Origin of the sequence: Streptomyces sp. rh34 (assembly GCF_002551245.1) — a bacterium.
Classification (GTDB): Bacteria; Actinomycetota; Actinomycetes; order Streptomycetales; family Streptomycetaceae; genus Streptomyces.
Map to the genome: position 1 here is coordinate 12,957 of NZ_NTGZ01000021.1, position 18,627 is coordinate 31,583.

An 18,627-nucleotide genomic window follows, 5' to 3' on the forward strand; every position below is an offset into this window, starting at 1 on the left:
CAGATTTCTCTTCCGATTTACGTCGGGATTCCCGCCCGGACGATTTTCGGCACCTCGATTCCCAGGGAACGGAACTGCTGGACGGGGTTCATGAATTCCCGCTGCCGCTTGATCTTTCCACCCTCGAAGGTGAAGTGGTGCAGGAAGTGATTCTCGTAGCGCCCATCCGGGTAACCAGGGAAGAGAATCTTTCCGACACCGTTGCACTCCACCCAGAACTGGTCCGGGTCCTGCGTGTCGAAGATTTCGATGTCGATCCACTGCCAGTCGGGGAAGCAGCGCAGGGACCACACCCCGTGCTCGGCCAGGCGGTCACGACCTCGGATGACGATGGGCTCACCCGTGTCCGTGGTCCAGAGACCGCCCTGTCCGTCCTCGGTGAACAATTCGTGACGCCGCAGGCGATCCTGACCGCGCGTGTTCATGTACTGCGAAACGATCTTGCGATTGTGCTCGCGCGTCCGGGTTGCTTCCTCGACGCTGACAAGAGCATTCGACTCAGACATTTTTCCCCCGCCTGATGAAGTTTTCGACGCTAGATGTTCGACGTCCGCCGGACAGTACCAATGCGCCCTCCGCGGCTGCAATTTTCGGCTGCCTCACGAGAATGCGCGCCTTCCGCTTGCGCTCTGCGTACTTTAAGCGGAGGCATGGATACCGATCATTCCGTGGCGGCCGGCCCGGGAATCTCGGCATTTCAGGAGCAATGGCCGAACACACAGACACGCCCGGGCGGCGGCGGGCATGGGCGAGTTCGCCCGGTCACGGGGTGGTCGAGCAGCGGCGGGCGCCGAGGGTTCCCGTCATCCCTGGCGGGGAGGCACGGCACAGGGCCGACAAGGTTACGAGAGAGCACCGAGTTCATCGATGCGTGACCGGAGGAACTCCCGCTCCACCGCGTTCGTGGTCCTCGCGAGCGCCTCCCGATAGGCGGCCCGTGCCTCGTCGAAGCGGTGCAGCCGACGCAGGAAGTCCGCCCGGGCAGCCGCGAAGTACTGGTAGTCGGTCAGCTTGGGTTCGGCGGAGAGTTCCGCCAGGCACCGCAGGCCGGCCTCCGGGCCGTACGCCTGTCCGACGGCGATGGCGCGGTTCAACGCCACCACCGGTGACGGCCAGATCCGCAGCAGGTCGTCGTAGAGGCCGACGATGCGGGACCAGTCGGTGGCCTCCCAGCTCGGAGCCTGCGCGTGCACGGCGGCGGTCGCCGCCATCAACGCGTACCGGGTCGGCGGCCGGTGCCGCGGGGCGGACGCGACCAGCCGTAGCCCCTCCTGGATCTCCTCGGCGTTCCAGAGCGTCCGGTCCTGCTCGGAGAGCAGTGCCAGCGAACCGTCGGGGCGAGTGCGGGCGCGGCGGCGCGCGTCGGTGAGGAGAACGAGCGCGAGCAGCCCCGCCGCGCCGGACTGGGCGGGCAGCAACTGGTGGAGTACGCGCGCGAGATGCAGCGCCCGCTCGATCAGGTCACGTCGCTGCAGTCGCTCACCGGAAGGCGCGGTGTGCCCGGTGCTGAAGACGAGGTGCACGACGTCCAGCACGGCGTCGAGCCGAGCGGGAAGCTCCTCGGGCGACGGTTCCCTGTAGGGGATTCCGGCGGCCTTGATCTTCTTCTTGCCACGGGTGATACGGGCCGCCATCGTCGGCTCCGAGACGAGCAGCGCCCGGCCGACCTCGGCGGTGGACAGACCGCACACCAGCCGCAGGGTGAGACCGACCCGGGTGTCGACATCCAACGAGGGGTGGCAGCAGGTGAAGATCAGCCGCAGCCGGTCGTCCGGAATATCGCGGTCGACGAGGTCCTGGTCCGCGGGCGGAGCGGTGTCGTCACCGGCCAGCAGCGGCAGTTTGCCGCGCAGGGTGTCGAGGCGGCGCAGGGCGTCCAGGGCACGGCGCCGAGCGACCGTGGTCAGCCATGCCTCGGGCCGTTTCGGCACCCCTTCCTCCGGCCACTGCCGCAACGCCTGCGCATAGGCCTCCTGGACGCACTCCTCGGCGAGGTCGAGATCCCGGGTGACGCGCACGGTGGCCGCGAGCACGAAGCCCCACTGCCTGCTGTGTGCCCTGGCGACGGCGTCCGCGACGGTTGCATCCATGGCCGCTCCGAGAACTCGGGTGTGCGGGTGACAGCGATTCAGGCGCCCGGCACGGAACGGATCGGCCTGACCTCGACCCCGCCGTTGGGCACGGGAATCTCCTGGGCCAGTCCGAGCGCCTCGGCGAGGTTCTCCGCCTCGATCAGGAAGTACCCGGCGACGACTTCCTTGGACTCGACGAATGCCCCGTCACTGATCCGAACACCGCCGTCGACGTCGCGCCGCACCGAGGTGGCCGTGGACGTCGGGTGGAGCCGCTGCCCCCGCTCCACGGCCGCCTCGTTGCGCCGCATGAAGTCCTGGAACCGGCCCACCAGCGCCGCTTCCTCCTCCGAGGGCAGCGCACTCGTCATGGGCTCGTCCTCGTACACCAACAACAAGTACTGCGCCACGTATCCGTGCCTCCCCCGTCGATGCCCGAACGGCTGCTCACGCTACCGTACCGATCAGCTCAGGGCCGGGATGATCTCGGCTCCGTAGGCGTCGATGGTCGCCTCCCGGGCGTCGTGCATGTTGTACAGCGCGAACTGGTCGACGCCCATGTCCCGCAGCGCCCGCAGCTTCTCGATGTGCGCCTCGGCGGGACCCAGCAGACAGAACCGGTCGACGATCCCGTCCGGGACGAAGGCGGTGTCCGGGTTGCCGGTGCGCCCGTGGTGGCTGTAGTCGTAGCCGGAGCGTCCGGCGATGTAGTCGGTGAGCTCCTCGGGGACCAGGCCGGAGTGCTCGCCGTAGCGGGCGACCAGGTCCGCCACGTGGTTGCCGACCATCCCGCCGAACCAGCGGCACTGCTCCCGGGCGTGGTCGAGGTCGTCTCCGACGTAGGCGGGGGCGGCGACGCAGATGGTGACGGAGTCCGGGTCCCGTCCGGCGTCGGAGGCCGCGTCACGTACCGCCTTGATCATCCACTCGGTGAGGAAGGGGTCGGCGAGCTGGAGGATGAAGCCGTCGGCCTTCTGCCCGGCCAGGGCGAGGGCCTTGGGCCCGTACGCCGCCATCCACACCGGCAGCCGCCCGTCCTTCACCCACGGGATCCGCACCGGCTGCCCGTCGACCGTCGCCTCCCGGCCCTCCGCGAGGTCCCGGATCACGTCGATGGCCTCGCCGAGGCGGGCCAGCGTGTTGGGCCGGCGGCCCGCGACGCGCATCGCGGAGTCGCCGCGCCCAATGCCGCAGACGGTGCGGTTGCCGTACATGTCGTTGAGGGTGGCGAAGGTGGAGGCGGTGACCTCCCAGGTGCGGGTGCCCGGGTTGGTGACCATCGGGCCCACGGTCATCCGGTCGGTGTGCTCCAGGATGCGGCTGTAGATGACGAACGGCTCCTGCCAGAGCACCGCCGAGTCGAAGGTCCAGCCGTAGCGGAAGCCGTTGCGTTCGGCGCGGCGCATCAGGCCGACGACGGCGGAGGCGGGCGGGTCGGTCTGGAGGACGAGTCCGAAGTCCATGGCGGGATCTCCTAGTCCAGGTACTGACAGGTGGCGCGGGGGGTGTACATGCCGTGTCCGGCACGACCGGTGAACTTCCGTCCGTCGATGACGAGTTCGCCGCGCGAGAGCACGGTCTCGACCTGGCCGGTGATGCGTTTGCCCTCGTACGCCGAGTAGTCGACGTTCATGTGGTGGGTCTCGGCGGAGAGGGTCTGCTCGGCGGCCGGGTCGTAGATGACGATGTCGGCGTCGGCGCCCGGGGCGATGGTGCCCTTCTTCGGGTAGAGGCCGAACATCCGGGCCGGGGACGCGCAGGCGATCTCGATCCAGCGGCGGCGGGTGATGTGCCCGTCCACGACGGCCTGGTGCAGCAGGTCCATGCGGTGCTCGACGCCCGGCATGCCGTTGGGGATCTTGGAGAAGTCGCCGCGGCCCATCTCCTTCTGACCCGAGAAGCAGAAGGGGCAGTGGTCGGTGGAGACGACCTGGAGTTCGTTGTTCCGCAGGCCCCGCCACAGGGCTTCCTGGTGTTCCTTGGGACGCAGCGGGGTGGAGCAGACGTACTTGGCGCCCTCGAAGTCGGGCTCGGCGAGGTTGTCGGTGGACAGGAACAGGTACTGCGGGCAGGTCTCCCCGAAGACGGGGAGGCCCTTGTGGCGGGCGGCGGCGATCTCCTCCACGGCCTCGTCGGCGGAGACGTGGACGACGTAGAGGGGGGATCCGGCGACCCGGGCGAGCTGGACGGCGCGGTGGGTGGCCTCGGCCTCCAGGGCGACCTTGCGGACGTCCCCGTGGTAGCGGGGGTCGGTGCGGCCCTCGGCGAGCGCCTGCTCGACCAGGACGTCGATGGCGATGCCGTTCTCCGCGTGCATCATGATCAACCCGCCGTTGCCGGAGGCCCGTTGCATGGCGCGCAGGATCTGGCCGTCGTCGCTGTAGAAGACGCCGGGGTAGGCCATGAACAGCTTGAAGGAGGTGACCCCTTCGGAGACGAGGAGGTCCATCTCCTTGAGCGAGGAGGGGTTCACGTCCGCGAGGATCATGTGGAAGGCGTAATCGATGGCGCAGTTGCCGTCGGCCTTCCCGTACCAGGCGTCGAGCCCCTCGCGCAGGGAGCGGCCCACGCTCTGGATCGCGAAGTCGACGATGGTGGTGGTGCCGCCCCAGGCGGCGGCCCGGGTGCCGGTCTCGAAGGTGTCGGCGGCGTACGTCCCGCCGAACGGCATCTCCATGTGGGTGTGCCCGTCGACGCCGCCCGGGATGACGTACTTGCCCGTCGCGTCGATCCGCCGGTCGGCGCTCCAGCTCGCGGCGGCGTCGGTTCCGTGGGCGGCGAGGGCGACGATCCGGCCGCCCTCGACGAGCACGTCGGCGTGGATCTCGTCGGACGCGGTGATGACCAGGCCGCCGTGGATGACGGTGCGGCTCATGGGTGTCTCCTTAACTCGGGGCGCCCGCCGGCCCTCTGGGCGTACGGCCGGGGCCGCCCCGCGCGGTTCGTGTACGTACGGGCTCCGCCGGGCGGGGGTCAGCCCGCCGCGTGCAGGGCGTCCGCGAGGATCGCCGCGCCTTCCTCGGCCTCGGCGACGGTCAGGGTCAGGGGCGGGGCGATCCTGAGGACGCTGGTGTTGTGGCCGCCGCCCTTGCCGATGAGCAGCCCGCCCGCGCGGGCCGCTTCGAGGACGGCCGCGGCGGCCTCGGGGTCGGCCTCGTCGGTGCCGGGCCTCACCAGTTCGATGCCGATCATCAGGCCGCGGCCGCGCACCTCGCGTACGGCGGGCGAGCCGGCGGCGATGCCCCGCAGCCGTTCGATGAGGAGCCCGCCGACGCGCCGCGCGTTGCCCTGGAGGTCGTGCTCCAGGAGGTACGAGAGGTTGGCGAGCGAGGCGGCCATGGTGATCGGCGAGCCGCCGAAGGTGGAGATGGAGTTGGCGTCGAGGCAGTTCATCACCTCGGCGCGGGCCACCACTCCCCCGACCGACATGCCGTTGCCGATGCCCTTGGCGAAGGTGAGGATGTCCGGCGGCCCGTGCTGGGCGTGCGCCTGCCAGCCCCAGAAGTGCTCGCCGGTACGGCCCCAGCCGGTCTGCACCTCGTCCGAGATCCACAGCACCCCGTGCCGGTCCAGGACCTCCCGGAACGCGGCGAACAGGCCGTCGGGCGGGGAGGTGAAGCCGCCGACGCCCTGGATGGGCTCGGCGATCAGGGCCGCGGGCCTGCGGGTGTGCCCGAGGAGGTCCTCCAGGTCGGCGACGCACGCCTGGATGAACCGCTCGTCGCTCAGCTCGGCGTACGGCCCCCGGCCGCGGACGCCGCCGTGGACGTACAGGGTCTGGAGCGGGGACAGACTCGTGGGCGACCAGGCCTGGTTGCCGGTGATGGAGACCGTGGAGAACGACCGGCCGTGGTAGCTGTTGCGCATCGCCAGGATCTGGTTGGAGCGGCGGTACGCGGTGGCGAGCAGCAGCGCGGTGTCGTTGGCCTCGGTGCCGGACGTGGTGAAGAAGACCCGGGCGTCGGGGATGCCGGAGAGGGTGGCGATCCGCTCGGCCATCTCCACCATGGGGCGGTTGAGGTAGAGGGTGGAGGAGTGGATGATCCGTCCGGCCTGCTCGGCGACCGCCTTGGTCACCTCGGGCAGGGCGTGGGCGGTCATCGTGGTGAGGATGCCGCCGAAGAAGTCCAGGTAGCGGTTGCCGTCCGCGTCCCAGACGTGGCGGCCCTCGCCGTGGGTGAGTTCCAGGGGGCGGCGGTAGTAGAGGGCCAGCCACTCGGGGCTGACGGCGAGGTGACGCTCGTGCAGTCCGGTCACGGCTCCACCAGCCCGTCGTAGGCGTCGGGCCGTCGGTCCCGGTAGAACGCCCACTGTTGGCGGACTTCCTCGATCAGGTCGAAGTCCAGGTCGCGGACGAGGAGTTCCTCTTCCTTGTCGCTGGCCACGTCCCCGACGAACTGGCCGCGCGGGTCGACGAAGTAGCTGGTTCCGTAGAAGTCGTTGTCGCCGTACTCCTCCTGGCCGACCCGGTTGATCGCGGCGACGAAGTACTCGTTGGCGACGGCTGAGGCGGGCTGTTCCAACTGCCAGAGGTGGCTGGAGAGTCCGCGCGAGGTGGCCGAGGGGTTGTACACCAACTGGGCTCCGCCGAGTCCGAGTTGCCGCCAGCCCTCGGGGAAGTGCCGGTCGTAGCAGATGTAGACGCCGACCTTGCCGACCGCGGTGTCGAAGACCGGCCAGCCGGCGTTGCCGGGCTTGAAGTAATACTTCTCCCAGAATCCCTTGACCTGCGGGATGTGGTGCTTGCGGTACTTGCCGAGATACGAGCCGTCGGCGTCGATCACGGCCGCGGTGTTGTAGTAGAAGCCGGACTGTTCGATCTCGAAGACCGGGACGACGACGACCATGCCGGTCTCACGGGCCAGGTCCCGCATACGCCTGACGGTCGGCCCGTCGGGGACCGGCTCGGCCCAGCGGTAGTGCTCGGGCTCCTGGACCTGGCAGAAGTAGGGGGCGTTGAACACCTCCTGGAAGCCGATGATCTTCGCGCCCTGCCGGGCGGCCTCGCGCGCGTGTTCCTCATGCTTGGCGATCATGGATTCGGTGTCGCCGGTCCAGGTCGCCTGGACGAGTGCGGCGCGTACGACGTGGGACATGAGCTGCTCCTTCGACGCGGCGTCAGAGAGCCTCTACGCGTTCTCTACGCACGTAGATCGGTGCATGGATGGAGAACGTAAGCCCCTCCGTCCGGCGGGGCAAGACCATCGCCGTGAACCGGCGGAGTCGATCATGTTTCGCACCCGACCGGTCCACAACGGATACGGCCCCGATCCCCGGTGGTGTTCAAGGCGACTCCGGGGGCCTCGGCCGCCTCGGCGGCGGCCGTGCTCAGAAGGTGATGGCGATCCCGGTGTGCGGACGCTTGCCGAGCCGCGCGACCGTCGCGGGCCAGTCGACGAGCCAGAACTTCCAGGTGTACTTGCGCGCCAGCAGTCTGCGCGCCGCGCGGGTGCCGTCCTCGTCGAGGAGCTTCGCGGCGCCCTCCGCACTGGGGGCCCCTTCGGCGATCCTGCCGCGTACGTCGCAGACGGTGACGACGACCTTGCCGTTGCCGCGCAGCCGCTTGACCTTCCACGAGTCGGAGCGGGTCCAGACGTACAGCACATCACCCTCGGCGGCGGCCCAGACGGGCGTGGCGACGGGTGTGCCGTTCTTCCGGTACGTGGTCAGGCTGACGTACTCGCTGCGCGCGAAGTCCTGGAGAGTCACGGCGCGACCCTACGCGCCCGGAGGGGCGACCTGCCGATCAGGGCGCGCCCCCAAGGCCCTACGCGATCAGCGGAGCGGCGGCCGGTTCCGGCGCGCAGCGGCCGAGGATCTCGTCCATGGAGAGGCCCAGCGCACCGGCGAGGGCGGCCACGGTGAAGAAGGCGGGCGTGGGCGCGCGGCCGGTCTCGATCTTCCGGAGGGTCTCCGCGGAGATTCCGGCGCTCGCGGCGACGGCGGCCATGCTGCGTTCCCCGCGCGCCGCACGGAGCAACATGCCGAGCCGTTCGCCACGCAGGCGCTCTTCGGGTGTCAGGGGGGTGCGGACCATGGGCCCATCGTACTACGGAATGCCATTTCTATACCGTCATTACTATACCGCTTCGACCGGTATAGTAATGGGCATGGTGCACATCAAGACAGACACATCCATCGAAGCGATGCGCGAGGCCGGCCGGGTCGTCGCGCAGATCCTGACCCGTGCGCGGGAGGTGGCGGCGGTCGGCGTGACCCCCCGCCACATGGACGAGGCGGCCCGCGAGGTGCTGAGCGGGGCCGGAGCCGCCTCCCCCTTCCTCAACTACAAGCCGCACTTCGCGGCCACCCCGTTCCCGGCCGTCATCTGCGTCTCGGTCAACGACGCGGTCGTGCACGGCATCCCCTCGGCCGAACCGCTGCGCGACGGGGACCTGGTCAGTGTGGACGCGGGGGCCCTCCTGGGCGGCTGGGCCGGTGACTCGGCGATCAGCTTCATCGTGGGAGAGGCCCGCCCGGAGGACACCCGGCTCGTCGACACCGCGTACGAGGCCCTGGCGGCCGGGATCGGCGCGGCCGTGGTCGGCAACCGGATCGGAGACATCGCCCACGCGATCGGCACGGTCTGCCGGAATGCGGGCTACGGCATCCTGGACGGCTACGGCGGCCACGGTATCGGCCGGTCCATGCACGAGGACCCGTCCGTACCGAACGAGGGACGGCCGGGCCGCGGCATGGCGCTCCGGCACGGCATGGTCCTGGCGATCGAACCCATGCTGATCGGCGGTGGCGGCGACGAGTTCCGCCACGACGAGGACGGCTGGACGCTGCGGACGACGGACGGCAGCCGAGCCTCGCACGCCGAGCACACGGTGGCGATCCGAGACGACGGCCCGCGCGTCCTGACCGCGCTGTGAGCACCGTACGGACCGCGGACCTCTCTGGGCCCCGCGCCGCCCGGCAGGCGGGAGTGTGACGACAGGGCCTAGGAGCGTCCGACGAACTCCCTGGCCAGGGACGCTCCCCGGCTCCGCGCCCGCGCGCGGCTCTCGATCGGGGAGACGCGGGAGTTCTTGAACGCGATGTAGGTGACCCCGGACTCGGCCCCTCCGGTCCACGGATCGGGGTCGATGCCCAGGTCCTTCGCCATGGCGTACGACGCCTCCCCGATGATGCCCGTGGGGCCGGTGTCGCCGATCACGCCGTATCGCACGCGGTCCCGGTACACGACCGCCACGACGCTGCCGCCGGTGAGCCCCGACTTCCGGTAGTCCCACACCTTGCTCGGGCCCGGCACGACCACGTGGGGGAGCGCGGCCGAGTCCAGGGGTTCGCCGCGGGAGGTCTGGAACGCGGTCTCCGGCAGGAAGTACGGATCGGTCCTCCGGTTGCAGGCCGCGGTCCTGCGGCCGTCGCAGTCGATGTCCATGTCCGCCTTCCAGAAGACGGCGTCCTGGGTGCCGCAGACGGGGACCGTGGCCTTCGCGCTGCCGCTGTCCGTGCGGTACGCGCCTTTCGAGATCCGGGCGCAGGCGCGGACCTCGGCCAGCAGTTCGGCGGCGGTCGCCGCGGTCGCGTCCACTCCGGCGGCGTCCACCTCGGCCGCTTCCGGCTCCTGGCCGGGGCCGGTTCCCGGGCCGGTGGCGGACGCGGGCAGCGCCGCCGCTCCGAGCAGCGCGGCGCCGCAGGCGGCGGATGTCAGGGCGAGCATGCGGGTGCGCATCGTGCGGAAGGCCCCTTCCCGTGGACGAGAGACCCGTACGGGTCCCCTGCGGCGGCGCGCCCCTCCCCGCCCGTCCCGGATCGGCCGGGTGGGCGCACGCCAAGGCCGCGGGGCCGGCACCGCGCGCTGTGTCGCGCGATACCGGCCCCGGGGCCTGCTTCGTCCGGCCGGCTCAGTGACCGCCGCCCGGATGCACCACCATGGCCGAGCCGCCGCCCCGGCGCACCTTTTCCGCCGCCGCCAGCCAGCGTCCGTCGGGCAGTCGCTGCACCCCGGTGACGGCCCCGATCTCCGAACTCTGCTTGAAGGAGTGGCCGAGCTTCTCCAGTTCCGCGCGGACCGGGCTGTTCCACAGGTCCGGCTCGATATCCGTCGTCGGCGCGTTGCGCTGGCTGGCGCGCGGCGCGGCGATCGCGTCGACCAGCGGGAGCCCCCGGTCCAGGTGCCCGGTGAGCGACTGGAGCACGGTCGTGATGATCGTGGCCCCGCCCGGCGAGCCGAGCGCGAGCACCGGCTTGCCGTGCTTCAGCACGATGGTCGGGGAGATCGACGAGCGCGGCCGCTTGCCCGGTCCCGGGAGGTTCGGGTCGTGCACCGCCGGGTTGGCGGGCGCGAAGGAGAAGTCGGTCAGTTCGTTGTTGAGCAGGAAGCCCCGGCCCGGCACGGTGATGGCGCTGCCGCCGGTGGACTCGATGGTCAGGGTGTAGGCGACGACGTTGCCCCACTTGTCGGCCGTCGTCAGGTGGGTGGTGTTCTCGCCCTCGAACGTGGTGGGCGCGGCCGTGCCGCCGGTGCCGCACCGCTCGGGGTCGCGCGGGTCGCCCGGGGCCAGGGGGCTGGTCAGCGCCTTGTCGTCCCGGATCAGGCACTCCCGCGCGTCGGCGAACCGCTGGCTCAGCAGCTCCTTCGTGGGGACGTCCTCGAACGCGGGGTCGCCGACCCAGCGCCCCCGGTCGGCGAACGCGATCCGGCTCGCCTCGATCAGGCGGTGCAGGTACCGCACCCGGTCGGCGCGCGAGAGGTCGGTGGACTCCAGGATGTTGAGAGCCTCACCGACGCTGGTGCCGCCGGACGACGAGGGGGCCATGCCGTAGACGTCCAGGCCCCGGTAGCTCACCTTCGTCGGGTCCTTGCGCAGGGTCCGGTAGGCGGCGAGGTCCGCGCGGGTCAGATCGCCGGGCCGCACCACCCGGGTGGCGTCCGGGTCGACGGGCGGCTTGCGCACCGTACGGACGATGTCGTCGGCCAACTCGCCCCGGTACAGCGCCCCGACACCCTCGCGGCCGAGCTTCTCGTACGTACGGGCCAGGTCGGGGTTCTTGAACACCGAGCCGACGGCGGGGAGTTCACCACCCGGCAGGAACAACTCGGCGGAGGCCGGGAAGTCGGCGAACCGGGCCTGGTTGGAGGCGGTCTGCGAGCGGAAGGTGCCGTCCACGACGAAGCCGTGCCGGGCCAGGCGCTCGGCCGGTTTCAGCAGCGTACGCAGGGACTTGCTGCCCCACGCGTCCAGGGCCCGCTCCCAGGTGGCCGGGGTGCCGGGGGTCCCGACACCGAGGCCGCTGGTCACCCCCTCCTGGAACGGGATCGGTTCGCCGTTCTCCAGGAAGAGCGAGGCGTCCGCGCTGCGCGGTGCGGTCTCGCGGCCGTCGATCGTCCGCACGGCGCGCTTCTTCGCGTCGTAGTGGACGAAGTAGCCACCGCCGCCGATGCCCGCCGAGTACGGCTCGGTCACGCCGAGCGCGGCGGCGGTGGCCACGGCCGCGTCCACCGCGTTGCCGCCCTTGCGCAGCACCTCGATCCCGGCGGCGGACGCGTCCGGGTCGACGCTCGCCACCGCTCCCCCGTGGCCCACCGCCACCGGGGACTTGGGCGGCACGGGACGCGGGGCGGTGGACGGTGCCGAGGCCACCGGGGCGGCGGCCCCCACCGACGCGACCACGGCGAGGACGGCCAACAGCGACGTGTTCCGGCCGACGGAACGGCGCATACGTACCTCCAGTCAACGGATCTCCCGCCGCAGGGTAGCCCCGGGGGAGCCGGATCGTCAGGACCGCCTCGAACGGCTACCCGGATGACCGATGCCCTGCGCGCGCCCATGACGGACGACGCGGGTGACGGCCACTCCGGTCGGCCAGTCGTTCCGGATCAGCCGGCCCGCGCGCAGCGTGGACCAGATGAGGCGGGCCAGATCTCCGTCCGTGTCGTCTCGGCCGTGCACGGTCGCGGTGAGGCTGCCGGGCACTGTGCGCAGCGCGGTGAGCAGGTACTCCGTGGAGGTGTAGGTGACGATGACGGATGCCGGGCCGAAGCATTCCCGCAACAGGTCGGGGTGGGTGCTCAGGTCGTCGGCTGTGACCGTGAGCAGTGCCGCCGCAGGGATGTGCGCGGATTGCCCGGTGCGGTGGCTGTCCGTCGGCGCGGCCCCGATGCGGCGGACGGCGGGGTGCGCGGCCAGGTCGTCGAGGGTCGCGCCATAGGCGTCGGCGATCCACGGTCCGCGCATGGGCGCCGAAGGGGCCGCCGAGATGGCCCGGTGGAGAGGTTCGTCCAGTCCATGGTCTTCGGGCAGGAAGAGCAGGCCCGGCTTGGTGCACAGCTGGCCCTGGCTGCGGGTGACCGACCCGATGTACTCGCCCTCCAGGTCCGCCCCGCGCGCGGCGAGCGCGCCGGGGGTGACGACCACGGGGTTGAGGGAGCCGAGTTCACCGTAGAACGGGATCGGGTCGGGCCGCTGGGCGGCTAGGTCGAACAGGGCCCGACCTCCGGCGGTGGAACCGGTGAAACCGACGGCCTGGACGGCGGGATGGGTGACCAGGGCGCGGGCCATGACCAGGAGATCGGCGAGGTGGACAGCCTTGGTGCGTGCGCGGCGCAGGCCGGTGCGGAGCTGGCGCAGGCAGCCGGGGTTGACCGCGGCGACGTAGTCGACTCCTGTCGACTCGATCTCCTCGATCTTGGCGTCGAGGACGCGTCGGGACTCCTTGGGGCGCAGCAGGGAGTACGTTCCCGCCGCGCCGCAGCAGGTGCCGGCCGAAGGCAGTTCGACGTAGTCGGCGACTTGGGTGAGCAGGTCGCGGGGGGCGGTCCAGACGCCCAGACCGTTGCGCAGGTGGCAGGAGTCCTGGAGGGCGACGCGGGCCCGTCGTCCGTCGACGCGCAGTTCACCGTGTCCGCGCTCGCCGGGGTCGCTTCCGGACAGGTGGTCGGAGAGCTCACGCACCCGGCCCTCGCCGAGTACGGAGGTGAGGTGGGCGGCGCACCCGCCGGAGGTGGCGACGATCAGGCCGGGCAGGTCCTGGCCCATGCGCCGGGCGAGTTGTTCGCCGGTGGTGGTGTCGCCGTTGTGGGCGTGCAGGGCGCCGCAGCAGCCCTGGTCCTTGGGGACGGAGAGTCCCGGGAGAAGGCGGACGGCGGCGCGGCTGATGCTCGGGAAGAGCACCCGCTCGAAGCAGCCGAGCATGAGTGAGCCCTCGGAGGCCGGCGCCTGCGGCACTGCTTTCGCTGTGCCGCGGATCCTCCCCAGGAGGCGCAGGGTCGCGCGGAGGCCGGCTCCGGTCATGAGGGGGCGGGCGAGCAGGGGAAGGCGGCGGCCGCGCCACTGGTGGTCGCGCCACTGTTCCAGGAGCCGGCCGTATTCGACGCCGGCGGGGCAGACGGGTTCGCAGGCACGGCAGCCCAGGCACTGCGATGCCTGTTCCTTGAGGGTGGGGTCGTCGGGCTGGAGGTCGCCGTCCTGGAGGGCGCGCATGAGGTTGATCCTGCCGCGGGGTGAGGACGCCTCGTCTCCGGTCTCGGCGTAGGTGGGGCAGGCGGGGAGGCAGAATCCGCAGGAGATGCAGCGGGAGAGCAGCTCCGGGTCGAAGACCGGGCCGGGGGACGCATCGCTGGTGCGGTCGTTCATGAGCCCAGCTTTCCGGATTGAGGATGCCGGCCGGGTCGAAGGCCGTCTTGAGGCGGCGCAGCAGGGCGAGTTGCTGAGCCCCCAGCTGGGCCTTGAGGTACGGGAGTTTCGCCGCGCCGACACCGTGTTCGCCGGTGATGGTGCCGCCCAGGTCGATCGCGGCGGCGAAGATGTCGGCGAAGGCCCGCTCCGCGCGAGCGATGCCGTCGGTGTCGTCCCGGGACTTCACGATGCAGGTGGGGTGCAGGTTGCCGTCTCCGGCGTGGCCGAAGGTGACGTGGTGGCGTGATGCGATCGTGCTGATGCGCTCGACCATCTCCGCGATGCGCGGGCGGGGCACCGTGGCGTCTTCCAGGATGGTCAGATCACCCAGCCGGGACAGGGTGGGCAGGGCGCAGCGTCGGGCGGCCAGCAGCGCTTCGGCCTGGGCGACCTCGGCGGCGGTGGTGACGTCCAGGGCTTGGTGGGCGGTACAGATGTCGCTCATGCGGGCCAGTGCTCGGGCGACGGCGTCGGGTTCGCCGTCGTCCCCGAACAGGAGCAGGGCGCCGGCGTCGGTGCGGAGCTTGAGTGGGCGAAGTTCTCCACCGCCTGGATGCAGGGCGGGTCGAGGAACTCGAGGGTGGCGGGCAGGATGCCCGCGGCGATGACGGCGTTGCCGGCGGTGGCGAGGTCGGGGAAGTAGGCGACTCCGGTGCCGGAGGTCGTGGGGGCGGGCCGCGGGGCGAGGGCCGCCGCCTCACCCTCCACGGAAGCGGCCGCCGGCACCGACGACACCCCCGGACTGAAGCCGAACGGAGAAAGCGAACCGCTCGCCGAGACCGGCGGCTCCGACCCCACGCTCCCGATCGGCATCGCGGCAGCCGTCCTCGCCATCGGCGGCGGCCTCCTCTTCGCCGCCCGACGCAAGCGCTCCTGACCCACCCGACCACAAGAACCGAGTAGACGTGGTGCCGACCCCACCCCCCGCTTCGGAGGGGCCGGCACCACCGCACGCCGACAGGCCCAGCGCCAGTGGTCCGACGCCACTGACAGAGTTGCCGCCATGGCGGACAGGCATCAGAGCAGAACGGAGCCCCCTGCGGCGAGCCGGTACCCGACCCCCCGCACGTCGCCTGGCGGAAACAGATGCGGGTGCGCGTACTGGACGCCGCTCGCGATCTGACCTGCGACGCCTTCTCTTTCAAGTCCTGCGTGTTGAACGAACCTGCCTCGGAATCAACCTCCCTTCGTCAGCTTTGACAGGCCATCGACGACTCCAACCCGTCCGCCGGCGCTGCCGCTGTCCGCCTGCTGGAAGTCGGCGGGCTGTCCAACCTTCCACCGTTCGATGTGCCTATTGAAGGGCCCCTCTGCTGAAGGGCCCCTCTGCACTCCGAGGGCGGTGTGGCCGGATCTCATGCGGATGTCCTACGAGTTACTGATTGTTCAGAACAGGGCTCGGAGCTCCGAAGGTGGATGCTGACACCCCTGACCGAGGGGTTCTGGTGGCTTCAGTGGTCTCCGCTCCCGACGGCAAGGCGTTTCGGCATGCGACCACTTCGCGACCCGGCTCGGCACGGGCGCGCTGAACCTCATGCTGTTCGGTGAACCGGCGTCGAGGGAGGAATGCCCGTTGGGCACTTGCTTCCGGCCAAGTTCGGCAAAGCGTGTGGATTGCGTGATCAGGCTGTGTAGTTTTCGAGCGATCCGGAGGCTTGATCCGTCGTCGGAACAGGCACTCCACGTCCCGGCGGTCTGCCGGCCTTTCCCATCGTTCTCGCAGACGGGCATCGTGATGAGTAGTCCGAGCACCGGAACATCTGGCACCACCCAGGCGACCAAGACGACGCCGTCGAGTACCTCGCCGAAGTTCGAAGTGGACAAGGCGATGCTCGACGGTCCCACGCCGAAGGACCTGCTTCCGACCACCGGCAACGATCGTCCGGTACCGCTCGGTGGTGCTCACCGACATCCCCGGAGCGAAACCCGGCCGCAAGCTGACCGGTGCCATCGACCTCGGCGAGGAGAACCTGCCGTTCTACGACCGGCCGGCCGAGGGCATGATCGTGACGACGGAGCAGAGTTGGTCGGCCCAGGGCGTCACGCTGGGTCGGCTGCTGCACAGCCTCGCTCTCGCACCCGGTGAGAGCACCAGGGTTGCGGTCGTCGACTGGCAGCGCAGCACCAAGGCCACCGGTACCGAGACGGCTTCCGAGAACGAAACCTTGGCCGGCACCACCGACCAGAACCGGTCGATCAGCGAGGTCGCGAACGCGATCGCCCGCGAGGAGCAGTTCGGCACGTCCCAGGCATCCCAGGCGAGCAAGTCGTCCAGCTCCGGCGGCAGCATCGGTGTCGCGTTATTCGGCATGGGGGCCGGCGGCAACTGGGGCGAGTCGTCGAACGCGGGCTTCACGACTGCCGTGTCGCGCTCCACCGGCGTGAAGTCGGTCGCGGAGGAGGCGGCGCAGCGCATCAGCGCGCGGACCCAGCAACTGGCGACCGCGGCCCGCAGCCGGAACATGACGGTCGTGCGTGAGACGACGCAGTCGGAGAAGGATCAGGTCGTCACCCGGGTGATCACCAACTACAACCACATGCACGCGATGTCGGTGCAGTACTACGAGGTCGTCCAGGTCTACAACGTGACGACCAAGCCGACCAAGCTGGAGCGCTGCCTGTTCATTCCGCTGCAGGAGCTCACCTTCAACTACTCCAGCCTCCAGCGGTACAAAGAGGTGCTCGCGTCCGTGGCGCCGGCCGACTGGGCGGCGAAGATCCGGGCCGCGAATCCGTTCGACACCACGGTGCGCAAGCTGGAGGCGTGCTCGGCACCGGAGACGCCGTCGGTCCCTCAGGTGTTCGACGGGGTGGATCTGGTGGACATCGCCGCATCGGTCATGGGTGTGTACGGGGTACGCAAGTCCGACGGCAGTCCGGTGAAGTTCGATCCCGTGGCCCGGCAGTGGAACCCGATACCCACCACCGGACTGAACAGCGAACTCATCCGTATCGCGCCGGGCAAGAACACCGTGTGGGCGCTCAGAAACGACAACCTGCTCGTGCAGTTCGACGGGACGACCTGGCGCCCCGACCCACAGGGCTGGGCGGGGCTGAGCCTCGCTTGTGGCTCGGACGGCACGCTCTACCTGGTCGGCATGGACAATTCGCTCTACCACCGCGACCCGAACGGCGTGCCGAAGAGCCTGAAGATCACCGCCGACGATGTGGCCGTCGTCGGGAAGAACAAGGCGTGGTACTGCCGACAGGGACAGACGTGGGAGCGCAGCGGTGCCAACTGGGTGGAGCGGACTCCGGCGCCGAACATACAGCGCCTGTCCTCCGGCCCGGACGGCGTGCTCTGGGGCATCGCGGCCGACGGCAAGGCCCACGTGGTGGAGGCCGGCGCGACGGCCTGGACCGCCCCCAAGTACTTCGCCGGGGTCCCCGGGCTGGTGGATGTCGTCTCGTCCGTCGGCGGAGACTACTGGGCGCTGACGAGTAACGGGTACATCCTCCGGCTGCTCACCGCCGCACGCGAGGCACCGGTCGCCTTCGACGTCCCGCCGAAGACCGACTCTCCCTACGCGTCCAAGATCGACGTCTGGTACGACGAGTTCGGGATACGCAGCCTCCGGGTCGTCTTCCCGGGCCACACCTTCCGCTGCGGCGACACCGGCGGGTCCGGCGTGCTGCAGCGCGCCTCGTACGCCTTCGGAGGCGCCGACAAGCTGATCTCCGTCGACGCCTGGTCCGGCACGGCCGCCCGTGGCAGCCTCGCCGGGCTGCGCCTGACGATGGCCTCGGGCGTGGCGAACTTCGGGATCGCCGAGACCACCACCGTCGCACCCGACCTGACCGAGGATGCCGGTGGCGCGGCCATCTGCGGGCTGTTCGGTTCGACGGTGAAGTCAGGCACCCGCACCTACGTCGCTTCGCTCGGTTTCCACGTGCGCGGCGGGAACGTGCCGCAGGTGGTTCTCGACCACCTGAACGACAATCGCCGCCACTACAGTCAGGCTGTGTGGGCCAACGCCGACGAGCTGACGCTCAGCCGCATCCTCGCCAACTACTCGTACACGCCGCCGGGCTCGAACGCCGCGCCGGTGCTACTCGGCACGCTGCTGGATCCGAAGCCGGTCGCCGCCACCGGCAACTATCTCGGTTTCCGGTGGAACTTCGGCAGTGAGCAGGAACGGGAGGCGTGGGCCAAGGCCCGCCAGCCGGGCGATGCCACCTTCGGGACGCCGGTGACCAACACCATCGCCATCGCCACCAAGGGTGTCTTCGCCGAGGCCGTACTGGGCCGGGCCAACTCGGCGGAGAAGATCGACCTCACCCGTTTCTGGAATTGGAAGGACTCGCCCATCCAGATCACGCCGGCCGACATCGCACCGGTCTCCACCGCGTCGCGGGCACAGAACCTCGACGTCACGGCGGCCGGTATGGGTGCTTCCCAGGCGAAGTTCACACCGATTGCGGCGATGCCCGACCCGACCGCCCTGCAAGCGGCGCAGGCCATGGTCACCGCGAACCTGTTCCGCGATATGAGCGGCCTCAGCAACATGAGCCAGGTGCTCACCAAGGGCATCGAATCCGCCGCCGGCAACGACAAGGACGCCGGCGAACGCGCCCAGGCCGCCATGAAGACCGCCACCGAACACCTGCAGAAGATGGCTCAGATCGCCGTCGACGCCGCCGGCAAGGCGGCACCGGCCATGACCGGCGGTGCCAGCAACCTCAGCGCCCTCGGCGGCATGCTGAATCAAGGCGGCAAGGACGATGAGCCGTCTGACGACGGGTCCGCAGCGGACGACTGACCACCGGCACCACGCGGGCCCGGGCCGCCGTCCGGGCCCACCCCCGCCCGGACAGCACGCCCCATCACACAGGTGTGCGGGAGATCCCCGGCCTGCACGCTTCGTTCAAGAACTTTCGTTGCAGAGTGAGTCGTAGTGCGGCCCTGCCGAGCGACCTGCGCCGAG

At 70.4% G+C, this 18,627-nt stretch carries 16 protein-coding genes and 1 pseudogene; 3 read left to right on the forward strand and 14 right to left on the reverse strand.

What is annotated here, in order from left to right; translation table 11 throughout:
• Window positions 1–17: 17 nt before the first annotated feature.
• The 9 genes from CR470_RS07260 to CR470_RS07300 form a co-directional block, all read right to left on the reverse strand.
• A complete protein-coding gene (locus CR470_RS07260; protein ID WP_097866738.1) occupies window positions 18–506 on the reverse strand; it encodes a PhzA/PhzB family protein in 489 nt (162 codons plus the stop codon).
• A gap of 336 nt (window positions 507–842) precedes the next feature.
• A complete protein-coding gene (locus CR470_RS07265) occupies window positions 843–2,090 on the reverse strand; it encodes an RNA polymerase sigma factor (RefSeq protein WP_097866739.1) in 1,248 nt (415 codons plus the stop codon).
• A gap of 38 nt (window positions 2,091–2,128) precedes the next feature.
• Window positions 2,129–2,482: a YciI family protein gene (locus CR470_RS07270; protein WP_143663781.1), complete on the reverse strand. Its 354-nt coding sequence runs from the start codon at window positions 2,480–2,482 to the stop codon at window positions 2,129–2,131.
• Between the two features lie 54 nt (window positions 2,483–2,536).
• Window positions 2,537–3,535, reverse strand: coding sequence for a TIGR03842 family LLM class F420-dependent oxidoreductase (locus tag CR470_RS07275; RefSeq protein ID WP_097866741.1), 999 nt, complete (start codon window positions 3,533–3,535; stop codon window positions 2,537–2,539).
• Between the two features lie 11 nt (window positions 3,536–3,546).
• Window positions 3,547–4,947 (reverse strand): dihydropyrimidinase, encoded by a 1,401-nt coding sequence (gene hydA, locus CR470_RS07280; protein ID WP_097866742.1) that lies wholly within the window; start codon window positions 4,945–4,947, stop codon window positions 3,547–3,549.
• A gap of 98 nt (window positions 4,948–5,045) precedes the next feature.
• Window positions 5,046–6,329, reverse strand: coding sequence for an aspartate aminotransferase family protein (locus CR470_RS07285; RefSeq protein WP_097866743.1), 1,284 nt, complete (start codon window positions 6,327–6,329; stop codon window positions 5,046–5,048).
• On the reverse strand, window positions 6,326–7,168 hold the full coding sequence (locus CR470_RS07290) for a nitrilase-related carbon-nitrogen hydrolase (RefSeq protein ID WP_097866744.1): 843 nt from the start codon (window positions 7,166–7,168) through the stop codon (window positions 6,326–6,328). The genes CR470_RS07285 and CR470_RS07290 overlap by 4 nt, the downstream gene beginning before the upstream one ends.
• A gap of 232 nt (window positions 7,169–7,400) precedes the next feature.
• Window positions 7,401–7,781 carry a PPOX class F420-dependent oxidoreductase gene (locus CR470_RS07295; protein WP_097866745.1) on the reverse strand — a complete coding sequence of 127 codons (381 nt, stop codon included), beginning with the start codon at window positions 7,779–7,781 and terminating at the stop codon, window positions 7,401–7,403.
• Between the two features lie 58 nt (window positions 7,782–7,839).
• A complete protein-coding gene (locus tag CR470_RS07300; protein ID WP_050357385.1) occupies window positions 7,840–8,109 on the reverse strand; it encodes a helix-turn-helix domain-containing protein in 270 nt (89 codons plus the stop codon).
• A gap of 73 nt (window positions 8,110–8,182) precedes the next feature.
• On the opposite strand from CR470_RS07300, the gene map reads away from it, so the two are divergent.
• A complete protein-coding gene (gene map / locus CR470_RS07305; RefSeq protein WP_097866768.1) occupies window positions 8,183–8,950 on the forward strand; it encodes a type I methionyl aminopeptidase in 768 nt (255 codons plus the stop codon).
• A 68-nt stretch (window positions 8,951–9,018) separates the two neighbouring features.
• Here map and CR470_RS07310 read toward each other — a convergent pair whose 3' ends face one another.
• From CR470_RS07310 to CR470_RS40055, 5 genes and pseudogenes are all read right to left on the reverse strand, one after another.
• Window positions 9,019–9,756: a glycoside hydrolase family 75 protein gene (locus tag CR470_RS07310; protein WP_097866746.1), complete on the reverse strand. Its 738-nt coding sequence runs from the start codon at window positions 9,754–9,756 to the stop codon at window positions 9,019–9,021.
• A gap of 172 nt (window positions 9,757–9,928) precedes the next feature.
• Complete coding sequence (ggt, locus tag CR470_RS07315; protein ID WP_097866747.1) at window positions 9,929–11,746, reverse strand: gamma-glutamyltransferase; 1,818 nt, start codon at window positions 11,744–11,746, stop codon at window positions 9,929–9,931.
• Window positions 11,747–11,803: 57 nt separating this feature from the next.
• The gene (locus CR470_RS07320; RefSeq protein WP_097866748.1) at window positions 11,804–13,660 is read right to left on the reverse strand and encodes an aldehyde dehydrogenase family protein; all 1,857 of its coding nucleotides are present in this window, start codon (window positions 13,658–13,660) and stop codon (window positions 11,804–11,806) included.
• Between the two features lie 73 nt (window positions 13,661–13,733).
• Window positions 13,734–14,261: pseudogene (locus CR470_RS41275) on the reverse strand (FAD-linked oxidase C-terminal domain-containing protein); the annotation flags it as partial.
• Window positions 14,144–14,437, reverse strand: coding sequence for a hypothetical protein (locus CR470_RS40055; RefSeq protein WP_218923756.1), 294 nt, complete (start codon window positions 14,435–14,437; stop codon window positions 14,144–14,146). The pseudogene CR470_RS41275 and the gene CR470_RS40055, both read right to left, overlap by 118 nt.
• Between CR470_RS40055 and CR470_RS39080 the strand changes: the two genes are divergently transcribed.
• Both CR470_RS39080 and CR470_RS39440 read left to right on the forward strand, forming a co-directional pair.
• Complete coding sequence (locus CR470_RS39080; RefSeq protein WP_257138483.1) at window positions 14,367–14,579, forward strand: LAETG motif-containing sortase-dependent surface protein; 213 nt, start codon at window positions 14,367–14,369, stop codon at window positions 14,577–14,579. The genes CR470_RS40055 and CR470_RS39080 overlap by 71 nt on opposite strands.
• 1,018 nt (window positions 14,580–15,597) lie before the next feature.
• A complete protein-coding gene (locus tag CR470_RS39440) occupies window positions 15,598–18,462 on the forward strand; it encodes a hypothetical protein (protein WP_257138481.1) in 2,865 nt (954 codons plus the stop codon).
• Window positions 18,463–18,627: the final 165 nt, after the last annotated feature.

Bases quoted from the DNA above. Each gene is read 5' to 3' on its own strand.
- CR470_RS07260 (WP_097866738.1), bottom strand. From the start codon at position 506: ATGTCTGAGTCGAATGCTCTTGTCAGCGTCGAGGAAGCAACCCGGACG.
- CR470_RS07265 (WP_097866739.1), bottom strand. From the start codon at position 2,090: ATGGATGCAACCGTCGCGGACGCCGTCGCCAGGGCACACAGCAGGCAG.
- CR470_RS07275 (WP_097866741.1), bottom strand. From the start codon at position 3,535: ATGGACTTCGGACTCGTCCTCCAGACCGACCCGCCCGCCTCCGCCGTC.
- hydA (WP_097866742.1), bottom strand. From the start codon at position 4,947: ATGAGCCGCACCGTCATCCACGGCGGCCTGGTCATCACCGCGTCCGAC.
- CR470_RS07290 (WP_097866744.1), bottom strand. From the start codon at position 7,168: ATGTCCCACGTCGTACGCGCCGCACTCGTCCAGGCGACCTGGACCGGC.
- CR470_RS07300 (WP_050357385.1), bottom strand. From the start codon at position 8,109: ATGGTCCGCACCCCCCTGACACCCGAAGAGCGCCTGCGTGGCGAACGG.
- map (WP_097866768.1), top strand. From the start codon at position 8,183: ATGGTGCACATCAAGACAGACACATCCATCGAAGCGATGCGCGAGGCC.
- CR470_RS07310 (WP_097866746.1), bottom strand. From the start codon at position 9,756: ATGCGCACCCGCATGCTCGCCCTGACATCCGCCGCCTGCGGCGCCGCG.
- ggt (WP_097866747.1), bottom strand. From the start codon at position 11,746: ATGCGCCGTTCCGTCGGCCGGAACACGTCGCTGTTGGCCGTCCTCGCC.
- CR470_RS07320 (WP_097866748.1), bottom strand. From the start codon at position 13,660: ATGAACGACCGCACCAGCGATGCGTCCCCCGGCCCGGTCTTCGACCCG.